The sequence below is a fragment of the Streptomyces sp. NPDC054849 genome, from assembly GCF_053610945.1.
The window spans coordinates 1-20,939 of record NZ_JBSGZI010000126.1; the positions used below are offsets into that span (position 1 = coordinate 1).

Genomic DNA, 20,939 nt, shown 5'->3' on the forward strand with positions numbered 1-20,939 from the left:
TATACTACTCCCCCTCCCCCCGGGGGGGGGGGGGGGGGGGGGGGGGGGGGGGGTTTTGGGGTGCGTCGTCCCCCCCCCCCCCGCGGCCCCCCCCCCCCCCCACGACCCCCCTCGGGTAGGTCTCTATCCATCCGGACCCCCATATTCACCCGTCCGAGCAGGCGCTCGGAGTGACTGGAGGGAGCGTAAGGGGGCGCAATCGCCTCGCGTGCTGTTCGTTCTGATCTTCACCTGCCTACCGTCATGAGCACGGGCGTTGCGGGGGAGTGGTGCGGCGGCCATGGCGGAGCTCGTCAACATCTGCGATCAGGCCGGGCGGGCACGCGGCAGCGGATTCGTCGCCGACGACCGCGGCACGATGGTCACCAGCCACGAGGCCGTCGACGGCCTGCCCCGGGTGGCGCTGCACGGACCGGAACCGGCCGGGCAGACCTGGCCGGCCGAGGCGGCGGACGTGACCGCGCTGCCAGGGCTCGCGCTGGCGCTCGTACGGACGGACGGCCCAGGGGTACGGCCGCTGCCGGTCGCGCTGTGCGAGGCGATCGACCCGGGGACCTGCGTACGGCTGCCCACGCGGGGATGGCGGCAGGCGCTGGTGCTCGGGGCGCGGAGGTCACCTACACGGCGACGGGCTGCTTCCACACGGTGCCGGGCCGGGATCGGGACGGGCGGACAGCCGCGACGGGCTCCTGCTGGGCGCGGAGGCCTGCGGGGGCACGGTCTGGACGCCGCCACGGGAGCGGTGCTCGCGGTACTGGGCACTGCTCTGCAAGCGGAGCACCATTCCGGCGGCTCGGCGATGGCCCTGCGCGCCGCAGCCGCAACCGACCCGACCGGCCGCCGGGAACCGCTTCCTGGACGCTGCGGCCCGCCGCCTCGCCCGGGATCCGCAGCGGTCGCAGCCGCTGCTCTGCGCCTGGGTCACCGACGGCCGCCGACTGGGCGGCCGACCCGGTGCCACCGTCGCCGCCGCCGCGCAGGCCTGCTGCACACCCACCGCCGTTTGTCGTGGACAGCCTCACCGAGGCGCTCCTCACCACCACACCCACGCACCCGCGCGCCGACGGGCTGCTCGCCGTACTCGCCGAGGACGAGCCCTTGGCCCTATGCCGGTCCGTGGACCGCCGGGCGCACGACGGACGGCCCCGCCGCCGGGCCGCGGCCGCCGCCTACGAGCCCGCCACCGCACGCACGTACGCACCCCCGCCGCCCGCGAGTTGCTCCGCAACGCCGCCCAGGCGCCGCCGCCCGCCCTGCCGACGCCACCCTGCACGGCAGTGCCCTGGCGATGCTGCTCCGCGACCCGCACGTACGCAGCCGCTACCTGCCCGACGCCCTCGCCTGCTTCCGCGAACCGGGCTCTGCTCCCGGCTCCCCGCCGCGGCGCTGGTCGCGGCGCTGCCCGTGCCGCCCGACCAGGACGCGGTGTTCGCCCCCCTGCGGGCCCGGGCCGACGGGGAGGTGGTGCGTGCCCTGGCCGCGCTGACCACCTGAGGCCGGCCCGGCGCGCGGGTGACCTCGTACGGGAGCACCTCGCGCGGCGCCCGGCGGACGCACCGCACGCCGCCGTCTTCGTGGACGGGAGTCTCGGACAGGGCCCGGCCGCGGCCTCAGCGCCCACTCCTCCTGGACCCGCTCCACAGCGCCTCGCTGCGGCCGGGGTCGGGGCGGAGCCGGCCGCCGTACTGGCCGCGCCGGGCGGGGAGGCCTCGTCCACACTGCGGGGCGAACCGGCCGACGTACTCCTGCCGCAAGGAAACCGATCCGCGGGAGGGGACGGCACGACGCCCGGAGGAGCGTGGGCGGGAGCTGTTGTGCCCGCACCGGGCGGCAGCTGCCGACGGCCCGGGCGGGCCGGCGGTCTTGGAACGGCGGACGGTGCGCCGGCCCGGTCCCCGTCGGGCTTCGGCGCACTGGTGGCCCGCTGGGTGGCGGCGACGGGGGCGGAGGCCGCGGCCCCCGCCGAGCCGGGGCGGCCGGCGCACGGTGGAGACCCTCGGCAGCCGGCCCCCGATGTGACGTGAGGAGACGGCGGCAGGCGTCCCGGCCCGATGCCGATGCGGGGCAGCGGCCACCGGCATGGCAGTCTTAGACCTGCAATCGGCAATCAGTTCAAGGACTAAACGGGTTCGGGCGAGGAGCGGTCACAGTGCAGCGCTGGCGTGGCTTGGAGGACATCCCCCAGGACTGGGGACGCAGCGTCGTCACCATCGGCTCCTACGACGGCGTGCACCGGGGACATCAGCTGATCATCGGCCGGGCGGTGTCCACGGCGCGGGCGCTCGGCGTCCCGTCCGTCGTGGTCACCTTCGACCCCCACCCGAGCGAGGTCGTGCGACCCGGCAGCCACCCGCCGATCCTGGCCCCGTACGACCGGCGCGCCGAACTCATGGCCGGGCTGGGCGTGGACGCGCTGCTGATCCTGCCGTTCACGGCGGAGTTCTCGCAGCTGTCCCCGGCCGACTTCATCGTGAAGGTGCTCGTCGACAAGCTGCACGCGCGCGCCGTCATCGAGGGACCGAACTTCCGCTTCGGCCACCGGGCCGCGGGGAACGTCGACTTCCTGCGTGAGATGGGCGCCACCTACGACTACCAGGTCGAGGTCGTGGACCTGGTCGAGCGGGGCGCGGCGGGCGGCGGCGTGCCGTTCTCCTCGACGCTGGCCCGCAGGCTGGTCGCCGAGGGCGACATGGAGGGCGCGGCCGAGATCCTGGGGCGCCCGCACCGGGTCGAGGGCGTGGTGGTGCGCGGCGCGCAGCGCGGGCGCGAGCTCGGCTACCCGACGGCGAACGTCGAGACGGCGCCGCACACCGCGATCCCGGCGGACGGGGTCTACGCGGGCTGGCTGACCGCGGACGGCGAGCGGATGCCCGCGGCGATCTCGGTGGGGACGAACGTGCAGTTCGACGCCACCGAGCGGACCGTGGAGGCGTACGCGATCGACCGCATCGGCCTGGACCTGTACGGGATGCACGTGGCCGTCGACTTCCTCGCCTACGTACGGGGCATGGCGAAGTTCGAGTCGCTGGACGGGCTGCTGGAAGCGATCGCGGACGATGTGAAGCGGGCGCGGGTGCTCACGGACGCGTACGACGCGCAGCGCTGACGGACGAACGAACGGGCGAGGGCCCGTACCGCCCCGGATCCTTGTCCGATCCCGGGGTGGTACGGGCCCTTCCTGTTGCGGTCAGCCGAGGCGCGGGTCCCGCGGGGGGTGCTGGGGCTGCGGAGGCTGCTGCTGCGGGGCCGGGGGCTGCTGCCAGGGCTGGCCGGGCTGGGGGTACGGCTGACCGTAGGGCTGCGGCTGCTGCGGAGGCTGCTGGTACGGGGGCTGGCCCTGGGGCTGTCCATAGGGCTGCTGCGGCGGCATCTGCGGCTGGTGCGGCTGGTGGGGCTGCTGAGGAGCCTGGTGCTGCTGCTGGGGCGCTCCCCAGTGACCCTGCGGCGCCTGCTGCTGGGCCCGCACGAAGTCCTCGGCCACCAGCGCCGAGAGGTTGAAGTAGGCCTCGCGCGTCTTGGGCCGCATCATGTCGAGGTCGACCTCGGCGCCGGCCGCGAGGTGCTCGTCGAACGGCACCACGACGACACCGCGGCAGCGGGTCTCGAAGTGCTGGACGATGTCCTCGGTCCTGATCATCTTGCTCGTCTCGCGGACCCCGGAGATGACCGTGAGGGAGCGGGAGACGAGGTCGGCGTACCCGTGCGCGGAGAGCCAGTCGAGGGTGGTGCTCGCGCTGCTGGCGCCGTCCACGGACGGGGTCGAGATGATGATCAGCTGATCGGCCAGGTCCAGGACGCCGCGCATGGCGGAGTAGAGGAGACCGGTGCCCGAGTCGGTCAGGATGATCGGGTACTGACGGCCCAGCGTCTCGATGACGCGGCGGTAGTCCTCGTCGTTGAAGGTCGTGGAGACCGCCGGGTCCACGTCGTTGGCGATGATCTCCAGACCGGAGGGCGCCTGCGAGGTGAAGCGGCGGATGTCCATGTACGAGTTCAGGTACGGGATCGCCTGGACCAGGTCCCGGATCGTGGCACCGGTCTCGCGGCGGACACGGCGGCCGAGCGTGCCGGCGTCGGGGTTCGCGTCGATGGCCAGGATCTTGTCCTGGCGCTCGGTGGCGAGGGTGGCGCCGAGGGCGGTGGTGGTCGTGGTCTTGCCGACGCCGCCCTTGAGGCTGATGACGGCGATGCGATAGCAGGACATGACCGGGGTGCGGATCAGCTCCAGCTTGCGCTGGCGCTCCGCTTCGGCAGCCTTGCCCCCGAAGCGGAAGCGGCCGCCCACACCGCCGTTGTTGTTGTTCTTGGGCTTCTGCTTGTTGCGCAGCAGGCGGTCGGAGGACAGCTCGACGGCGGCGGTGTAGCCGAGCGGTGCCCCGCCGCCGCCGGCCTGGCCTGCCGAGTAACGCGGGTCGTGCGCCTGCGGCTGGGGCTGCGGCGGCTGCTGCTGCCCGGGACCGACCGGCCACTGTCCGGCGGAGCGCGGGTCGTACTGCTGCGGCTGCGGCTGCGGGTGGGCCTGCGGCTGCGGGTGGGCCTGCTGCTGTTGCGGGGCCGGCGGCGGGAACGGGTAGGCGTCCTGAGTCGCGAACGCGGGCGGCAGCGGCGGCAGTTCACCGGCGGGTCCCCCGAACGGAGTCTCCCCGGCGGCCTGCGGTACGTCCCTGGGGGCCACCGGAGCCGCCGACTGTTCGGCGGAGGGCGGGAGCGCAGTCCCCTCCGCGGGCGTGTCCTGCGGACCGGCCCAGCCTCCGGATGCTGCCCCGGCCGCCGGGCCGGGGCCTTCGGTGGCCGGGTCGGGGGCGGCGACGGGCGCAAGGGCCGCGACGGCGGCGGGCGGGGCGTCGGCGGGGGCCGGAGCGGGAATCGCGTACGGCTGGGCCGCCTCGGCGGGAGCAGTGAACGGCGCGACCGGGGCCGGTCCTTCGAGCGCGGGCGCAGCAGCGTCAGCCGGAGCCGGAGCCGGAGCCGGAGCCTCGACCGGAGCGGGAACGGGAGATTCGGAAGGGGCAGGAGCCGAGAACGGAGCCGGAGCGGCAGCGTCGGCGGGCGCCGGAGCCTCGAACCGAGCGGGTGCCGAGGACTCGAAGGGAACCGGAGCCGCAGTCTCTGCCGGGACGGAAACCTCGAACGGGGCCGGAGCCGCGGTCGGGGCCGCATCCGGGACAGCAGCGTCGGCCGCGGGAGCCGCCGCCGGGGCCTCGAAGGGCTCCGGTGCCTCGATCGGGGCCGCAGTGGAATAGGGGAGCGCAGGAGGGGTGACCCTCTCGGCCTCGACCGGGGCCGCAGCGGCGGCCGGGAACGGGGCGGGCAGGCCCGCGCCGTCGGACGGATTCCGCGGAGCCGGCGGAGCGATCCGCATCGTCGAGGGCGAATCCAGGTCCGTCGGGCGGTGGGGTTCAAAGCCGCTGCCCTCGGGGAGCCCCGGCACCTGCGCGGCCGGCGGCGTGTCCTGCGTGTACCAGGCCGGCGGGGTGTAGTCGATGGTGAACTCGCCCGTCAGTTCGGGCTCCGCGTCGGACTGATCGTCCGTCGGGACGTCCCACGTCCCGCCGCGCCTCTCGTTCCGATCGCCGCTCACTGGTCCTCCTGGTCTGTCGCACACCGGTCCGGCGCCCACCTCGCCGCGCCCGCACCCAGCCTAATCGCGCCCTGACACCACTGTCCGCCCGCCCTCGGGGGCCGCGGTCAGTCGATGCGCCGGGCCACGCCCAGCAGGCCCGTCTCCGCGTCCGTCCCCTGGGTCATCACGAACTGCCGGTCCCGTGGCGTACACCACAGCGTCACCCCGTCGCCCAGCGTCGGCAGCGCGGTGACGGCCTGCCGAGGCAGTTGCATCAGGCGGCCGATCTGCTCCGCCTCGTCCGGGGACACCCGCTGCACGCCCACCAGGGACGACTGCTGCAGCAACCGCGGTGCCGTCGGGCTCAGATACGGCAGCAGGGTCAGCACCGACTGCCACGGCCCCGCCACGACACGCCCGCGCGGCGGCCGCATCCCGCAGTCGCGGATGACCAGCACGGGACTGCCCGCCGACGCACCCTGCGGCGGGATCCGGCCCACCTCGTGCAGGGTGACGCACTGCTGCCCGCCACCGGCCGCCTGCGCCAGCCCGGACCACACCTGTCCGCGCCCGGTCTCCACCGCCACGCGCGCACCCGTGGCCGCCGCGCGCAGCGCCAGTACCTGCGCCGTCCACAGACCGCCGATCAGCGTCACCTCGTACGGCGTCGGCCGGTTGATGCCGAGCACCGCCGACCGCCCCTCGGCGTCCACGCCGATGACGACCCCGTCGTCCCCGACGGGCAGCGCCAGCAGGTCCATGTCCGCCGCGGGCACCACGTGCCGCTCCCGCCGCGGGCCGACCAGCCCGAAACCGCCCCTCATCGCGCCCCTCCCAGCGGCAGCGAAGCCAGCAGCCCCGGCACCTGTTCACGGTCGAGCCGCACCAGCCCGGTCTTCACGCCCCGCGCGGTCCGCTCCAACTCCCTGCGCGCCGCGACCAGTTCCTCGTCACTGCGCCCGGTCACCCGTACGTGTCCGGTCAGGGTCACGCCCTGCCGGTCCGCGGGGGCCATCGTCAGGCTGAAGTTCGTCGCAAGCGCGGGCAGAGAGGTCAGCAGGGCCACGAACTGCGGCAGCGCCGCCGACCCGGCGCCGCCCAGCTGCGGCCAGCGGCCTATCCAATACGTCGTGTGGCGCCGGTCGTCGCAGCGCCAGATCCGCGAGGTCTCCTCGGTGCGCCGTCCGGTGCTGGCCGACCGCCCGGCCTGGGTGATCGCCATCGGGTTCGCGCACGAGGACGTGGCCAGCGCCGCCGTCAGCTCCTGCTCGGTCAGCACGGTGGCCTTGAACCCGGCTCCGGCCAGCCGGCTCGCCAACTGGTCGGCCGCGCGCACCAGGCACCGCTGCGCGCCCGCGAGTCCGCCGCCGCGCGCGGCGACCGCCTCGGGGCACAGCTCCGGGTCGAGCTTCAGCGCGATCCAGGTCAGCCGCACCGCCGGGGTGCCCGTCCGGGCCTGCAGCGGCGCGTAGTTACGGGTGGCCATCGACTGGGCCGGCAGGTGCGGGGCCGGCGCCGGCTGGGTGTGCTGCACCAGCTGTGCGGACTCCAGCCGGATGCCGTCCACTTCGAGGATGTCGCGTACGACGGCGAGCGGCAGCGGCCTCGCCGCCCGGTCGGGGCGCAGGGCGGTGGCGTCCGTGTCGACCTGGACGACCGCGGTCAGGAAGGTCCCGTCGCCGATCATCCCGACCGGCCGGCGGTCGCGGTCGCTGAACGTGAGTGTGCGCAGGGCCGGATCGGCCTCGACCAGCGGGGCGAGTCCGGGCTCGGTGCCCGCGGGCACGACGAGGGACGCGGCCCGCCTGCGCCGCGCGCGCAGCGCGAGCGCGCTGCCGATCCATTCCGGCAGGGAGCGCTGGTGACGGCGTACGACCGCGAGCACCACGAGGACGAGCGCCAGGACGCCCGTGGGAACCAGCAGCAGCGGTTCGACCACCCAGGCGGCCAACAGGGCGGCAGCGGCGACCTGGAGCAGTACGAGCTGTTGCAGTCGGAACGGCCCGAAGCGGCCGGGGCTCGACTCCGGATGCGGCGTCACCCCGCCACGTGCGGGTGCGGGTGAGCCGGTCTGCGGCTCCGTCGCGGTGGCCATCACTCGCGCACTTCCCCTTTCCGGGGCCAGACCCCATGAGTCCCGGCGCTGCGCGAACCCTGCCGCACGGCCCCGGAATCTCCCCAATCCACCCCAACAAGCCCTGATTACCCCGGTGCGGAAGGCGCTGAGCGGCAGCCTCACCCTACCCGGCCCGTGCATACCGTCCGTCAAGAGGCATAGTAGGTGCCCGGTCCGACAATCGAGGCCCGGGGACCGTACTCACCGGCCGGGCCGTGCGGGGAGAAGCAGGCGGTCATGGCATCACGACGTGATGAGCTCAACGCGTACACCTTTGCGAAGCGGCGCACGGTGGCCGCGTTCCTCCAGCCATCCGCCACGGGGACCGAGGAGGGCGCTCCGCGCCCGCTGCGCGCCGTCCTTCCGGGAATGATCCTCGGCGCCGTCGTCCTCGCCGGATTCGGCGCCTGGGGCATGTTCAAGCCGACGGCGCCCAAGGGCTGGGCGGAGCCGGGGACCAGGGTCATCGTCGGCAAGGACTCGACGACCCGGTACGTGGTCCTGACGACGAAGGTCAACGGCAAGGACCAGACCCGCCTGCACCCGGTGCTGAATCTCGCCTCCGCCCGACTCCTCCTGGATCCGAAGAAGTTCAAGGTCGTCCAGGTCGAGGACAAGGTCCTCGACGCGGGCAAGCCGCCGCGCGGCCCCATCATCGGCATCCCCTACGCCCCCGACCGGCTCCCGTCCAAGGAGGACGCCGGCAAGGCCAAGCGCTGGGCCGTCTGCCAGCAGCCGGGCGGCAACGGCCGCGGCGTGCAGACCGCCACCTTCGTCCTCGCAGACCGAGAGGCCGCCAAGACGGACGACGCCCGCAGGCTCGCCGACACCCAGTCGCTGTACGTGCAGAGCACCGGCCCGGGGCAGGAGCGCTACCTGATCGACGCGAGCGGGACGAAGTACAAGTTCCCGGAGGGCACCCCGGCCGCCGGGACGATGACCACCGCCCTGGTCGGCACCGGCGCGACCCCGCAGCAGGTCACCCCGGAATGGCTGGGAACCCTCAACTCCGGTGACGACCTGTCCTTCCCGGCGCTCCCCGGCAAGGCCGGCGCCGACGCCGGCGTGAGCGGCCTGGCCACCGCCGACAACAAGGTCGGCATGGTGCTCAAGGCCCAGACAGGCTCCGGCGCGCAGCACTACGTGGTGCTGCCCGGAAAGGTCGCGCCGGTCTCCGACTTCGCCGCCTGGCTGCTGATCTCGGCGCCCGCGACCGACGGCCTCAACATGCACGGCAAGGCCCGCGAGGTCGACCTCCAGTCGCTCAACCCGGACGCCGTCCCCTTCGCCGGCGCCGTCAAGTGGCCGCAGAAGAAGACCGACCGGATCAACCAGACGGCGGCGCCCGCCGGCACGCAGTCGAACGGCGGCACCCACCGCGACACCGTCTGCAACGTCCTGCGCTCCGTCGACGGCCAGGGCAACCAGACCCTGAGCACCTGGGCGGGCACCGGCTTCCCCATCGACATCACCGCCAGCGGCACCAGCGCGTACGTCACCCCCGGCTCGGGGCTGCTCTACACCCAGGTCCAGGGCAAGCAGACCACCGCCGGCGGCTCCCTCTTCCTGGTCACCGACACCGGTCTGCGATACGCCGTCCAGGCCAACGGCGACAGCGACGCCGAGCAGTCGAAGATCGGCGCGCCCGACCAGTCGAAGGACGGCACGGACGCCCGCCCCGAGGCCAGCCAGGCGCAGGTCCGGCTCGGCTACGGCACCGTCGCCCCGGCCATGGTGCCCATCGCCTGGTCGGAGTTCCTCTCCAAGGGTCCGCGCCTGGACACCAACTCGGCCCGCCAGCCGCAGGGTTCGTGAGGAAGCCGCCGATGCCCCAGCCCCCGCAGTCCCGGCGCGCCCTGCTCACCGCCGCCCTCGCCCTGACCCTGGCCGCCCTCGGCGCGGGTCCGGCCTCCGCGGCCGGAGCGGACGCGCTGCACCCGTACGCGCTGCACCCGTACGCGCTGCACCCCCCGTACGCGCTGCGCCTCGACGGCGCGGGGGAGTGCACCTTCCCCATGAAGAAGCAGATCGCGGACCGCCCCTGGGCCCTGCAGCGGCTCCTGCTCGACGAGCTCTGGGTGCAGACCAAGGGCAAGGACAAGAACGGCGGCAGTGTCCGGGTCGCCGTCATCGACACCGGTGTGGACCGGGCGAACCCGCAGCTCAGCGGCGCCATCGACACCGGCGCCGGCAAGGACTTCGTCGACCCCAAGGGCGGCGACGGCACGAACGACACCGTCGGCCACGGCACCAAGGTCGCCGGGCTCATCGCGGCCCGCCCCCAGGAGGGCACCGGCTTCGTCGGCCTGGCCCCCGAGGCCACGATCATCCCGATCCGGCAGAACGACGGGCAGGGCAAGGGCAACGCCCTGTCCCTGAGCCAGGCGATCGACCACGCGGTGGCCAAGGGCGCCCACGTGATCAACATCTCCCAGGACACCGACGTGCCGCTGTCCGCGGACTCCGATCTCGCCAAGTCGGTACAGAAGGCCGTCGCCGCCAACGTCGTGGTGGTGGCCTCGGCGGGCAACGACGGCATGAGCGGCGAGAAGCGCAAGACCTACCCGGCGGCCTTCCCCGGCGTGCTCGCGGTGGGCGCCTCGGACCGCAACAACGAGCGCGCCGCGTTCTCCCAGCCCGGCGACTTCATCGGGGTCGCGGCTCCCGGCGTCGACATGGTCTCCACCGTCCCGGGCTTCGGCCAGTGCATCGACAACGGCACCAGCTTCTCCGCGCCGTACGTCGCCGGGGTCGCCGCCCTGCTGCGCGCCGAGCACGGGGACTGGTCCGCCCAGCAGATCGTCTGGCAGATCCAGAACACCGCCGAGCGTGCGGTCAAGGACCGCGACGACTACGTCGGTTGGGGCATCGTCGACCCGGTGCGCGCGCTCAGCCAGGACCAGCAGGCCCCGAAGGCCCCGGTCCCGGACCCCGGCCCGCCTCCGGCCGCCGCCCCCGAGGCGGCGCCGCTGCAGCTCACCGAGACGGCGCAGGAGCGCGAGGAGCGCTTCGGCACATACGCTCTCGGTATCGGCGCCGTCCTGATCGCGGTCATCGCGGGTACCGCAACGGTCGTGCGGGACGCCCGCAACCGCCGACGCCGTTTGCAGTGAACGGCCACAGTTCATCAAGGGAGGCGGGCTGCCGGTGTTGGGCCTGTCAGATGAACTGGCTAGAGTGACACCAGGCTTCACGAGTGTGATCGGGGGATCGCGTGAAGCGGAGGGGGACAGCCCGGGGCGCGCGGCTCACATCCGCGCCAGGCGCGTCCGCTCCGCTGCGCAATCCGCCGGTTCTGCCGGCGAATTGAGAAGTGAGGAGCTTCGATGAGCACGAACACCTTCGGACTTGCAGACGATCCGGTCGTCCAGGCGAAGAACAAGATCGAGACGACGGCCAACGCCGTCACCAGGCAGGCCCGCGAACTGGCCGACATCCTCGCCACCGTGAGCGCAGGCTGGACCGGTGTGGGTGCCTCGGGCTTCATCACCGCCCAGACGACGCTCAACGACAGCCACGACGAGATCCGCAGGCTGCTCGGTGTCCTGCACAACGCGGTGGCGCAGACGAAGAACCTCAGCAACGCCCAGGACGAAGAGGTGCGTGCCGCGTTCAAGTCGGCCGTCCAGCCCACGTCCGGCTCCGGCCCGCGTTCGGGCCTCGAGAGCGTCTGACACCACGCGTTTTCCAGCCGGTCGCAGCGAGAAGGAGAAGAACATGTCGGGTAACGACGGGAACACCCGGGTCCGGTATGAGACCGTTCAGCAGATGGCGGACCGCATCCGCGTCGTCTCCTCGAACATCCTCAAGGACCTGGACGAGATGGAACAGGCCCTGAAGGTCGTCACGGACACCTGGGACGGTGAGGCGCACCGCGAGTACGTCACCCTTCAGGGCAAGTACAAGGGCAAGGCCGACGTGATGAACAAGGAGCTGGAGAAGATCGCCAAGCTCATCGAGCAGGGCAAGGGCGACTACCGCGCCACCGACGTGAAGGCCTCGCGCCTGTTCACCGAGGCCTACTGAGCCCGGCCCTCGTCACTCCGCACGTGCCGAAGGGGCGCGCCCGCACCGGGCGCGCCCCTTCGGCGTACCGTGCGCCGGCCCCTCAGGGCTCGTGGCGGTCGAGGTCGAACTCGCCGTCCCTCGCCCCGAGTACGAAGGCCTCCCACTCGGCGGCGGTGTAGCGCAGCACCGTGTCCCGGTCCAGCGAGGACCGCATGGCCACCGCCCCCTCGGGAAGCCGGGCGATCTCGACGCGCTCCTCGTCCGGGCTGGTCCCGGGCGGACCCTCCCACTCCACACCGCTGATGTCGAGCGCGTACAGCTCGTCCTTCTCCTGCTGGGTGCCCATGGGCGGCCTTTCCCTCGGTGGCGCGGTCTTCACCGCCGATTATCGGGGCTGCGCCGCCGGCCGGGACGGATTTCCAGCCGATCCGCCCGGTGGCCGGCGCCGCGGCCGGCCACCGGGCAGAGGCTCACAGACCCGGCATCCGGCCCAGCTGGACCAGCGACGTACCCCGCCTGCGCGAGGCGAAGTAGGCCCGGCCCGGCGGCATCGGACGCGGCCGCACGTTGCCGACCAGGTCGCCCTCGGACGGGTCTCCCGACAGGACGAGTCCCTGCGCGCCCAGCTCCTTGAACCGCTGCATGAACGGCTCGTACAGCGAGCGCGAGGCGCCCGCCGAGTTGCGCGCGATGATGAAGCGGACACCCGTGTCCCGGGCGAAGGGCAGGTACTCCACGAGCGGCGCCAGCGGATTGCCCTGGCTGGTCGACACCAGGTCGTAGTCGTCGATGATGATGAACACGTCCGGGCCCGTCCACCAGCTGCGGTCGCGCAGCTGCTGCGGAGTGACGTCGGTCGGCGGCTGCCGCCGCGAGAACACCCCGCCCAGGGCCTCCATGTGCATCTGCAGGGAGCTCACCATCGGCGCGTACTCCAGCAGGTGCTCCTCCGGCAGCGCCCCGAGCAGGCTGCGCCGGTAGTCGCCCACGACCAGACGCGCCTGGTCCGGCGTGTAGCGCTGCGCGATCTGCTGGGCGATGAGCCGCAGCAGGTTCGTCTTGCCCGACTCGCTCTCGCCGAAGACGAGGAGGAACGGATCCGACTCGAAGTCGATGAACACCGGCTCCAGATCGGTCTCGTCGATGCCGATCGCGATGCCGCGGTCGGGGAACTCCCCGCCCTTCGGCAGCTGGTCGGAGTGGAGCAGCCGAGGCAGGAGCCGTACGCCCGGAGCCGCCTGCCCCGACCAGTTCTGCTTCACCGCTTCCACGAAGGCCGCCGTGGCCTCCGAGAGGTCCCCGGCCTCGTGCGAGCCGTCGATCCGCGGCAGCGCGCCCAGGAAGTGGAGCTTCTCCGCCACCTGGCCGCGGCCCGGCATCCCCGTGGGGACGTTCGCCGCCACCTTGCGGTCGAACTCGGAGTCCATGGTGTCGCCGAGCCGCAGTTCCAGCCGGCTGAGCATCTGGTCCTTGAGGGCCGCCCGTACCTCCATGTACCGCGCCGCGGTGATCACCACGTGGATGCCGTAGCCCAGACCGCGGGCCGCGATGTCCGTGACGATCTGCTCCAGGCCCTCGTACTCGCCCCGGAAGGTGCCCCAGCCGTCGACGATCAGGAACACGTCGCCCCACGGTTCGCCCGGCAGGTCACCCGCCGCGCGCCGGCGCCGGTAGGTGTTGATCGAGTCGATGTTGTTCGAGCGGAAGAACTCCTCGCGGCGGTTGAGGATGCCCCCCACCTCCGCGACCGTACGCCGGACCCGCTCCGGGTCCAGGCGCGAGGCGATGCCGCCCACGTGCGGCAGCTCGGCGACGGACGACAGGCTGCCACCACCGAAGTCCAATCCGTAGAACTGCACTTCGCGGGGGGTGTGGGTGAGCGCGAAGGAGGAGATCAGCGTCCGCATCAGCGTCGACTTGCCCGACTGCGGACCGCCGACCACCATCATGTGGCCCGCCGCACCCGAGAAGTCCCGGTACAGCACCTCGCGCCGCTGCTCGAACGGCTTGTCGATGAGGCCGAGCGGTACGACGAGCCCGCCGGGCCGCGTGTACCCGTCCGCGTGCAGCCCGCGCTCCGCGCTCGGCGCCAGCGCCGGCAGCAGCTGGTCCAGCGGCGGAGCCTGGTCCAGCGGCGGCAGCCACACCTGGTGCGCCGGCACCCCCTGCCCCTCCAGCCGGCTCACGATCACGTCCAGCACCGTGTCCGCGAGCGCGTCGTCCTCCCGCACCGGCTGCGCCGCCAGGTACGCCGGGTCCGGAGCCGCGTACACCACCGGCACCGGGGCCGCCGTGAACAGCGCGGGCCTGCGCTCCACCGGGAACAGCCCCACCGACAGGTCCGGCCCGCCCGAGCGGTAGGTGCCCGAGACGTACGCCGCCTTGAAGCGGGTCATCTCGTCCGTACCGAACTTCAGATAGCCCGAACCGGGCACCGACGGCAGGTGATAGGCGTCCGGCACGCCGATCGCCGTCCGCGACTCCGCCGCCGAGAAGGTCCGCAGACCGATCCGGTACGACAGGTACGTGTCCAGCCCGCGCAGCTTGCCCTCCTCCAGACGCTGCGAGGCCAGCAGCAGGTGCACGCCCAGCGACCGGCCGATGCGGCCGATCTGGATGAACATGTCGATGAAGTCCGGCTTCGCCGTGAGCAGCTCGGAGAACTCGTCGATGACCAGCACCAGCGAGGCCAGCGGCTCCAGCGGGGCGCCGGCCGCGCGGGCCTTCTCGTAGTCGTGGATGTTCGCGTAGTTGCCCGCCGACCGCAGCAGCTCCTGACGGCGCTGGAGCTCACCGCGGATCGAGTCGCCCATGCGGTCCACGAGCGTGAGGTCGTCCGCCAGGTTGGTGATGACGGCCGCGACGTGCGGCATCTGCCCCATGCCGGTGAAGGTCGCACCGCCCTTGAAGTCGGCGAGGACGAAGTTCAGCGTCTCCGAGGTGTGCGTGACCGCGAGACCCAGCACCAGCGTGCGCAGCAGCTCCGACTTGCCGGAACCGGTCGCGCCCACGCACAGACCGTGCGGACCCATGCCCTCCTGCGCGGCCTCCTTGAGGTCCAGCATGACCGGGGCGCCGTCCTCGCCGACACCGATCGGAACGCGCAGCCGCTCACCGGCCGACCTCGGCCGCCAGGTCCGCGCCACGTCGACCGCTGCCGCGTCGCCCAGGTTCAGCAGGTCGGTGAAGTCCAGATTGGCCAGCAGCGGCTCGTCGTCGTCCCCGCCGCCGGTGCGCAGCGGCGCCAGCTGCCGGGCGAGGGCCTCGGCCGCGGGCAGCGACAGCGTGTCCGGAACGCCCTCGTAGGCGACCCCCGCACCCGACTCCAGCCGCAGCCGGCCCGGCCGCACCACGACCGACAGCCCGCCGCGCGGCTCGTCCAGCTCGCCCGCGACGACCTCGACGATGGTGACGCCCTGCAGCCCCTCGGCCGCCGCGAACGCGGAGTCCGGCGGCACCATGCCACCGTCCAGCACGACCACCAGGTGCGGCTGGTCCAGTACGGGGGACACCTCCCGGCTGAACCGCGGCCTGCCCTCCAGCCGGGGCGCCAGCAGCCCCTCCAGCTCGGCGAGGTCGTCGCCGAACAGCCGCTTCGTACCCGCCCCGTCGACCTGACCCGGGACCTGCGTGTGCGGCAGCCACTTCGTCCAGTCCCACGAGGGCACCGCACCCGGCGCGGCCACCACGGCCACCGTCAGGTCCTCGGGGGAGTGCAGCGTCGCCAGCTGCGCGACCATCGCCCGCGCCGTACTGCGTGCGGACTCCGGCTCCCCGGACACCGTCACGTGGTAGAAGGCCCGTATGGACAGCGCCATCGGCAGCCCGTCCAGCGAGGAGTGCACCTTCAGGAAGCGCTGCATCGCGCCCGCCGTCAGCGGCTCCAGCTCGTCCACGGGCGCCGTCTCCGGCGCCACCAGTGCGGTCGCCAGGCGCTGCGCACCCAGCCCGAGCCGGGCCTGCCCGAAGTCCTGGTCGCCGACCCGCCGTTCCCACAGCCGCGAGCCTTCCGCCACCACCGACCACAACTGCTCGGGGGCCGGGTGCAGATACAGCTGCGCGTCGCGCTGGAACCGTGCGGTCCGGCGTACCTGACGACGCGTCTGCGCCAGGTATTTGAGGTAGTCCCGGCGCACATCGGCCATTTGCCCCTGCGTACCGCGCCGGTGGCGCACCAGCTGGGCGACGACCATGGCCACCGTCGACACCAGCATCAGCACACCCATGATGCGCATGAAGGGCGCCGCACCCGGCATGAAGAAGAAGACGGCGGAGGAGCCCATGCCGAGCATCGGCAGGAGCTGCATCAGCATGCCCTCCTGCTGCCCGCGCGGAAGTTCCGGCGGAGCTTCCAGCCGCAGCTCGTCCGAAGGCACTTCGGGCGGCAGGGCCCGCGGCGGGCGTTTGACGACGATCTGGCTCACCGGAGCATCAATCCCTCGAAAACGGACGGGACGTCGCAACCGGCGCCCCCAAGTCCCGGGCGCGAAGGGGGTCTCCCCCACGCGACCGTGATCCTACTTGCCGACTGTCGGCCGCACTCCCCCAGCCATCGCCGGGACGTGCCCCCTGTAGGGTGGCGCGCGCAGCATGCGCATCCGCGAATCGTCCGCCGGTGCGGGCGCCAACCAGGGGGGTCACACAGGTGAGTACGGCCGGTACGACGGGTTTCTGCAGGGTCACCGTCGTCGCTCCCGACAGCCGGATCGACGTCGCCCTCCCCGAGGACATCGCCGTCGCCGACGTCTACCCCGAGCTGCTGCGCCTCACCGGCCAGACCCAGCCCGTCGGCGCCCCGACCGGCTTCCACCTCGTACGCCGCTCCGGCACCGTCCTCGACGGCGCGCGCACGCTCGCCGCCCAACAGGTCCTCGACGGCGAGGTGCTGAGCCTGCGTCCCTTCGCCGAGTCCCTGCCGCCGGCCGTGTTCGACGACGTGTCCGACGCCGTCGCCTCCGCCGTCGTCCGCGACCGGCACCGATGGAGCGACGACATGCTGCGCGGCGCGGGCCTGGCCGGCGCCGCCCTGCTGCTCGTCATGCTGGGCTTCGTCCTCTGGTACGCCGACCCGATCCGCCACGACATGCACGGCCTGCCCGGCATCATCGCGGGCGCCGTGGGCGTCCTGCTGACCGGTGTGGCCGGCGTGCGCGCCCGGGTCTACCGGGACCGCGGCTCCGCCGTGGCGCTGGGCCTCGGCGCCCTGCCGCACCTGTTGATCGCCGGCTCCGGCATCATCGCCCCCGCTGCCGGCCACGGCCCCGGCCGGCTCCAGTTCCTGCTCGGCTGCGTCTGCGTCCTGGTCGCGTCCGTCGCCCTGGTCGCGCTCACCCCCAGTGGCGACGCCCCCTTCGTCGCGGCCACCTTCGTCGCCGCCGCCGGCACCCTCGCCACCTTCGTCGCCATCGCCACCGAGGCCTCCGCCACCTACACCGCGGCCGTCTGCGCCCCCGTCGCCATCGGCCTCGTCGCCTTCCTCCCCGGCCTCTCCGCCCGCTTCGCCCGCCTGCCGATCGGCTACGCGGCCCCCCAGAGCGCCACGGACGAGTACACCGAGCACACGGCCACCCCCGACCGCTACGAGGCCGATCCGTACGGTGACCAGTCCGGCTCCGACCAGCAGGACCCGGGCACCCCGCTGGACGCCGAGGCGATCGCGGCCCAGGCCCGCCGCGGCCACGAGATGCTGCTCGGCCTGGTCGGCGGCTGCGCCGCCGTCACCGTCGGAGCCGCCGCCGTCCTCGGCTTCTCCGACAACACCTGGGGCCGCCTGCTGGCCCTGGCCACCGGCCTCGCGATGCTGCTGCGCGCCCGCCTCTTCCGCTACACCTCCCAGGTGGTGTGCGCCCTGACCGCCGGACTGGCCGCCGTCGCGCTGCTGATCCTGGGCATGGCCCTGCACCCGCCGACCGACCTGCTCGAAGCGCTCGTCCTGGAGCAGGACCGCAGCGGCCTGGACCTCCGTACGATCTGGCTGACCGCCGCCGTCGCGGCCGGAGCGGCCCTCCTCGCCGGAATTGCGCTGGTCATTCCCCGCAAGGGTCTGTCACCCTTCTGGGGGCGCCTGCTCGACCTCACCGAGGCGGCGGTCCTGCTCAGCCTGGTGCCACTGGCCCTGGCCGTCCTGGACGTCTACGCCCGGGCCCGGGCTCTCACCAGCTGAGACGGGGCCGAGCGGCAGCCTGGTACGCTGTGTGACGGCCGTTTGTGTACGCGTCCCCGGACTCCTTTGCCAAGGGTCTGCGGACTGCGCTCAGCGGACCCCGCCTCCCGAGTTACGGAAGCTCCCCAGAGATTCAGACCTGGGGCACTCGGGGGCTACGAAGACCCATACGAGGAGTACGCGTGCCGCTCGACGCCGCTACGAAGAAGCAGATCATCGCAGAGTTTGGTGCCAAGGAGGGCGACACCGGCTCCCCCGAGGTCCAGGTTGCGATGCTCTCCCGCCGCATCTCGGACCTGACCGAGCACCTCAAGACGCACAAGCACGACCACCACTCCCGTCGTGGTCTGCTGATCCTGGTCGGCCAGCGTCGCCGCCTGCTGCAGTACCTGGCCAAGAAGGACATCCAGCGCTTCCGTACGCTGGTCGAGCGCCTCGGCATCCGCCGCGGTGCGGCCGGCGCCAAGTAACACGCCGTGAAGGGAGCGGTTCCCACATCCGGGGGCCGCTCCCTTTGCTGTACGTGCGGGACGGACCGGACCCTTTGTAGTCTGGAAAGGACGCACGTGTACGTCTGATCAAGACGTGCGAAGACGTGCACAACAGAAGAGGAGAAGCGCCCTCCCTACGCCGCCGGTCCTCGGTAGTGGCACCCGGAATGCCCCCACGGGCAGCGAACCGGGTGCTTCGATCGAAGACCGGCCCCAGGCCAGGAGCGCTTCTCCGCAACCGTCCACCGCCACACGGGCGACGGACGGAGACGACGAAAATGGAGAAAACGCTAGTGGAGAACGAGACCCACTACGCCGAGGCCGTCATTGACAACGGTTCCTTCGGCACCCGCACCATCCGCTTCGAGACGGGCCGTCTGGCCCGCCAGGCCGCCGGCTCCGCCGTTGCCTACCTGGACGACGACACGATGGTGCTGTCCGCCACCACCGCGTCGAAGAAGCCCAAGGACCAGCTCGACTTCTTCCCCCTGACGGTGGACGTCGAGGAGCGGCAGTACGCGGCCGGCAAGATCCCCGGCTCCTTCTTCCGCCGTGAGGGCCGCCCCTCCGAGGACGCGATCCTCACCTGCCGCCTGATCGACCGCCCGCTGCGCCCGTCCTTCAAGAAGGGCCTGCGCAACGAGATCCAGGTCGTCGCCACGATCATGGCGCTCAACCCCGACCACCTGTACGACGTCGTGGCGATCAACGCCGCGTCCGCGTCCACGCAGCTGGCCGGCCTGCCCTTCTCCGGCCCGATCGGCGGCGTCCGCGTCGCGCTGATCCGCGGCCAGTGGGTGGCGTTCCCGACGCACACCGAGCTCGAGGACGCCGTCTTCGACATGGTCGTCGCGGGCCGCGTCCTGGACGACGGCGACGTCGCGATCATGATGGTCGAGGCCGAGGCCACCGAGAGGACCATCGCCCTCGTCAAGGACGGCGCCGAGGCGCCGACCGAGGAGATCGTCGCCGCGGGTCTCGACGCCGCGAAGCCGTTCATCAAGGTCCTCTGCAAGGCCCAGGCCGACCTGGCCGCCAAGGCAGCGAAGCCCGAGGGCGAGTTCCCGGTCTTCCTGGACTACCAGGACGACGTGTACGAGGCCCTCCAGGCCGCGGTCAAGGGCGAGCTCTCCCAGGCGCTGACCATCGCGGGCAAGCAGGACCGCGAGACCGAGCTGGACCGCGTCAAGGAGATCGCCGCCGAGAAGCTCCTCCCGGCCTTCGAAGGCCGCGAGAAGGAGATCTCCGCCGCGTACCGCAGCCTGACCAAGGCCCTGGTGCGCGAGCGCGTCATCAAGGACAAGGTCCGCATCGACGGCCGCGGGATCACGGACATCCGCACCCTCGCCGCCGAGGTCGAGGCCATCCCGCGCGTGCACGGCTCGGCGCTGTTCGAGCGTGGCGAGACCCAGATCCTGGGCGTCACCACCCTCAACATGCTCCGCATGGAGCAGCAGCTGGACACCCTCTCCCCGGTGACCCGCAAGCGCTACATGCACAACTACAACTTCCCGCCGTACTCCGTCGGCGAGACCGGCCGCGTCGGTTCGCCGAAGCGCCGCGAGATCGGCCACGGCGCGCTCGCCGAGCGCGCGATCGTGCCGGTCCTCCCGACCCGCGAGGAGTTCCCCTACGCGATCCGCCAGGTGTCCGAGGCCCTCGGCTCCAACGGTTCGACGTCCATGGGCTCGGTCTGCGCCTCCACCATGTCGCTGCTGAACGCCGGTGTGCCCCTCAAGGCCCCCGTCGCCGGTATCGCCATGGGTCTGATCTCCCAGGAGATCGACGGCAAGACGCACTACGTCGCCCTCACCGACATCCTCGGTGCGGAGGACGCCTTCGGCGACATGGACTTCAAGGTCGCCGGCACCAAGGAGTTCGTCACCGCCCTCCAGCTGGACACCAAGCTGGACGGCATCCCCGCCTCCGTCCTGGCCGCGGCGCTCAAGCAGGCCCGCGACGCCCGCCTCCACATCCTCGACGTGATGATGGAAGCGATCGACACGCCGGACGCGATGTCCCCGTTCGCCCCCCGGATCATCACCGTCAAGATCCCGGTGGACAAGATCGGTGAGGTCATCGGCCCCAAGGGCAAGATGATCAACCAGATCCAGGAGGACACCGGCGCCGAGATCACGATCGAGGACGACGGCACCATCTACATCGGTGCCTCCGACGGTCCGGCCGCCGAGGCCGCCCGCGCCACGATCAACAGCATCGCCAACCCGACCATGCCGGAGGTCGGCGAGCGCTACCTGGGTACGGTCGTCAAGACCACCACCTTTGGTGCCTTCGTCTCCCTGCTCCCGGGCAAGGACGGCCTGCTGCACATCTCGCAGATCCGCAAGCTCGCCGGTGGCAAGCGCGTGGAGAACGTCGAGGACGTGCTCGCGGTCGGCTCCAAGGTCCAGGTGGAGATCGCCGAGATCGACCAGCGCGGCAAGCTCTCCCTGATCCCCGTGATCGACGGCGAGGCCGCCGGCGACGACGCTGACAAGGACGACTCCGACAAGTGATGTCGCGTAGTTCCCGTGTGACGGCCCGCCCCTCTTCCGAGGGGCGGGCCGTCGACCGGACCCAAACCCTCCTCAATGGCCG

General features: G+C 72.5%; 14 protein-coding genes. 9 read left to right on the forward strand and 5 right to left on the reverse strand.

Features of this window, described 5'->3' with window-relative positions; genetic code table 11:
* Positions 1-1,008 precede the first annotated feature (1,008 nt).
* Both ACWGIF_RS34160 and ACWGIF_RS34165 read left to right on the forward strand, forming a co-directional pair.
* A complete protein-coding gene (locus tag ACWGIF_RS34160; protein WP_453503334.1) occupies positions 1,009-1,494 on the forward strand; it encodes a hypothetical protein in 486 nt (161 codons plus the stop codon).
* A gap of 655 nt (positions 1,495-2,149) precedes the next feature.
* Positions 2,150-3,106: a bifunctional riboflavin kinase/FAD synthetase gene (locus tag ACWGIF_RS34165; RefSeq protein ID WP_453503336.1), complete on the forward strand. Its 957-nt coding sequence runs from the start codon at positions 2,150-2,152 to the stop codon at positions 3,104-3,106.
* Between the two features lie 81 nt (positions 3,107-3,187).
* Here ACWGIF_RS34165 and ACWGIF_RS34170 read toward each other — a convergent pair whose 3' ends face one another.
* The 3 genes from ACWGIF_RS34170 to eccE form a co-directional block, all read right to left on the reverse strand.
* The gene (locus tag ACWGIF_RS34170) at positions 3,188-5,581 is read right to left on the reverse strand and encodes an SCO5717 family growth-regulating ATPase (RefSeq protein WP_453503337.1); all 2,394 of its coding nucleotides are present in this window, start codon (positions 5,579-5,581) and stop codon (positions 3,188-3,190) included.
* Between the two features lie 107 nt (positions 5,582-5,688).
* Positions 5,689-6,387, reverse strand: coding sequence for a hypothetical protein (locus tag ACWGIF_RS34175; protein ID WP_453503338.1), 699 nt, complete (start codon positions 6,385-6,387; stop codon positions 5,689-5,691).
* Positions 6,384-7,658 (reverse strand): type VII secretion protein EccE, encoded by a 1,275-nt coding sequence (eccE, locus tag ACWGIF_RS34180; RefSeq protein WP_453503339.1) that lies wholly within the window; start codon positions 7,656-7,658, stop codon positions 6,384-6,386. Before eccE ends, ACWGIF_RS34175 begins: the two co-directional genes overlap by 4 nt.
* Positions 7,659-7,916: 258 nt before the next feature.
* Here eccE and eccB point away from each other — a divergent pair, with 258 nt between their 5' ends.
* The 4 genes from eccB to ACWGIF_RS34200 all read left to right on the forward strand — a co-directional run bounded on the left by eccB (position 7,917) and on the right by ACWGIF_RS34200 (position 11,705).
* Positions 7,917-9,494 (forward strand): type VII secretion protein EccB, encoded by a 1,578-nt coding sequence (eccB, locus tag ACWGIF_RS34185; protein ID WP_453503341.1) that lies wholly within the window; start codon positions 7,917-7,919, stop codon positions 9,492-9,494.
* An 11-nt stretch (positions 9,495-9,505) separates the two neighbouring features.
* Entirely contained in the window at positions 9,506-10,792 is a 1,287-nt protein-coding gene (gene mycP / locus ACWGIF_RS34190; RefSeq protein WP_453503343.1) for a type VII secretion-associated serine protease mycosin, read from the forward strand.
* 213 nt (positions 10,793-11,005) lie between these two features.
* Entirely contained in the window at positions 11,006-11,353 is a 348-nt protein-coding gene (locus tag ACWGIF_RS34195) for a hypothetical protein (protein ID WP_453503345.1), read from the forward strand.
* A 43-nt stretch (positions 11,354-11,396) separates the two neighbouring features.
* On the forward strand, positions 11,397-11,705 hold the full coding sequence (locus ACWGIF_RS34200) for a WXG100 family type VII secretion target (RefSeq protein ID WP_453503347.1): 309 nt from the start codon (positions 11,397-11,399) through the stop codon (positions 11,703-11,705).
* A gap of 82 nt (positions 11,706-11,787) precedes the next feature.
* Here the strand turns inward: ACWGIF_RS34200 and ACWGIF_RS34205 are convergent, their stop codons facing one another.
* Positions 11,788-12,033, reverse strand: coding sequence for a DUF397 domain-containing protein (locus tag ACWGIF_RS34205; RefSeq protein WP_327264736.1), 246 nt, complete (start codon positions 12,031-12,033; stop codon positions 11,788-11,790).
* Positions 12,034-12,157: 124 nt separating this feature from the next.
* The gene (gene eccCa, locus ACWGIF_RS34210; protein WP_453503349.1) at positions 12,158-16,111 is read right to left on the reverse strand and encodes a type VII secretion protein EccCa; all 3,954 of its coding nucleotides are present in this window, start codon (positions 16,109-16,111) and stop codon (positions 12,158-12,160) included.
* A gap of 221 nt (positions 16,112-16,332) precedes the next feature.
* Between eccCa and eccD the strand changes: the two genes are divergently transcribed.
* The 3 genes from eccD (at position 16,333) to ACWGIF_RS34225 (ending at position 20,857) form a co-directional block, all read left to right on the forward strand.
* Entirely contained in the window at positions 16,333-17,850 is a 1,518-nt protein-coding gene (gene eccD, locus ACWGIF_RS34215) for a type VII secretion integral membrane protein EccD (protein WP_453503351.1), read from the forward strand.
* Positions 17,851-18,032: 182 nt separating this feature from the next.
* On the forward strand, positions 18,033-18,320 hold the full coding sequence (gene rpsO / locus ACWGIF_RS34220; protein ID WP_007266917.1) for a 30S ribosomal protein S15: 288 nt from the start codon (positions 18,033-18,035) through the stop codon (positions 18,318-18,320).
* Positions 18,321-18,634: 314 nt separating this feature from the next.
* Complete coding sequence (locus tag ACWGIF_RS34225; RefSeq protein WP_453503354.1) at positions 18,635-20,857, forward strand: polyribonucleotide nucleotidyltransferase; 2,223 nt, start codon at positions 18,635-18,637, stop codon at positions 20,855-20,857.
* Positions 20,858-20,939: the final 82 nt, after the last annotated feature.

Coding starts and splice junctions, on each gene's coding strand:
- mycP (WP_453503343.1), top strand. CDS start 9,506: ATGCCCCAGCCCCCGCAGTCCCGGCGCGCCCTGCTCACCGCCGCCCTC.
- ACWGIF_RS34195 (WP_453503345.1), top strand. CDS start 11,006: ATGAGCACGAACACCTTCGGACTTGCAGACGATCCGGTCGTCCAGGCG.
- ACWGIF_RS34205 (WP_327264736.1), bottom strand. CDS start 12,033: ATGGGCACCCAGCAGGAGAAGGACGAGCTGTACGCGCTCGACATCAGC.
- eccE (WP_453503339.1), bottom strand. CDS start 7,658: ATGGCCACCGCGACGGAGCCGCAGACCGGCTCACCCGCACCCGCACGT.
- eccB (WP_453503341.1), top strand. CDS start 7,917: ATGGCATCACGACGTGATGAGCTCAACGCGTACACCTTTGCGAAGCGG.
- ACWGIF_RS34200 (WP_453503347.1), top strand. CDS start 11,397: ATGTCGGGTAACGACGGGAACACCCGGGTCCGGTATGAGACCGTTCAG.
- ACWGIF_RS34175 (WP_453503338.1), bottom strand. CDS start 6,387: ATGAGGGGCGGTTTCGGGCTGGTCGGCCCGCGGCGGGAGCGGCACGTG.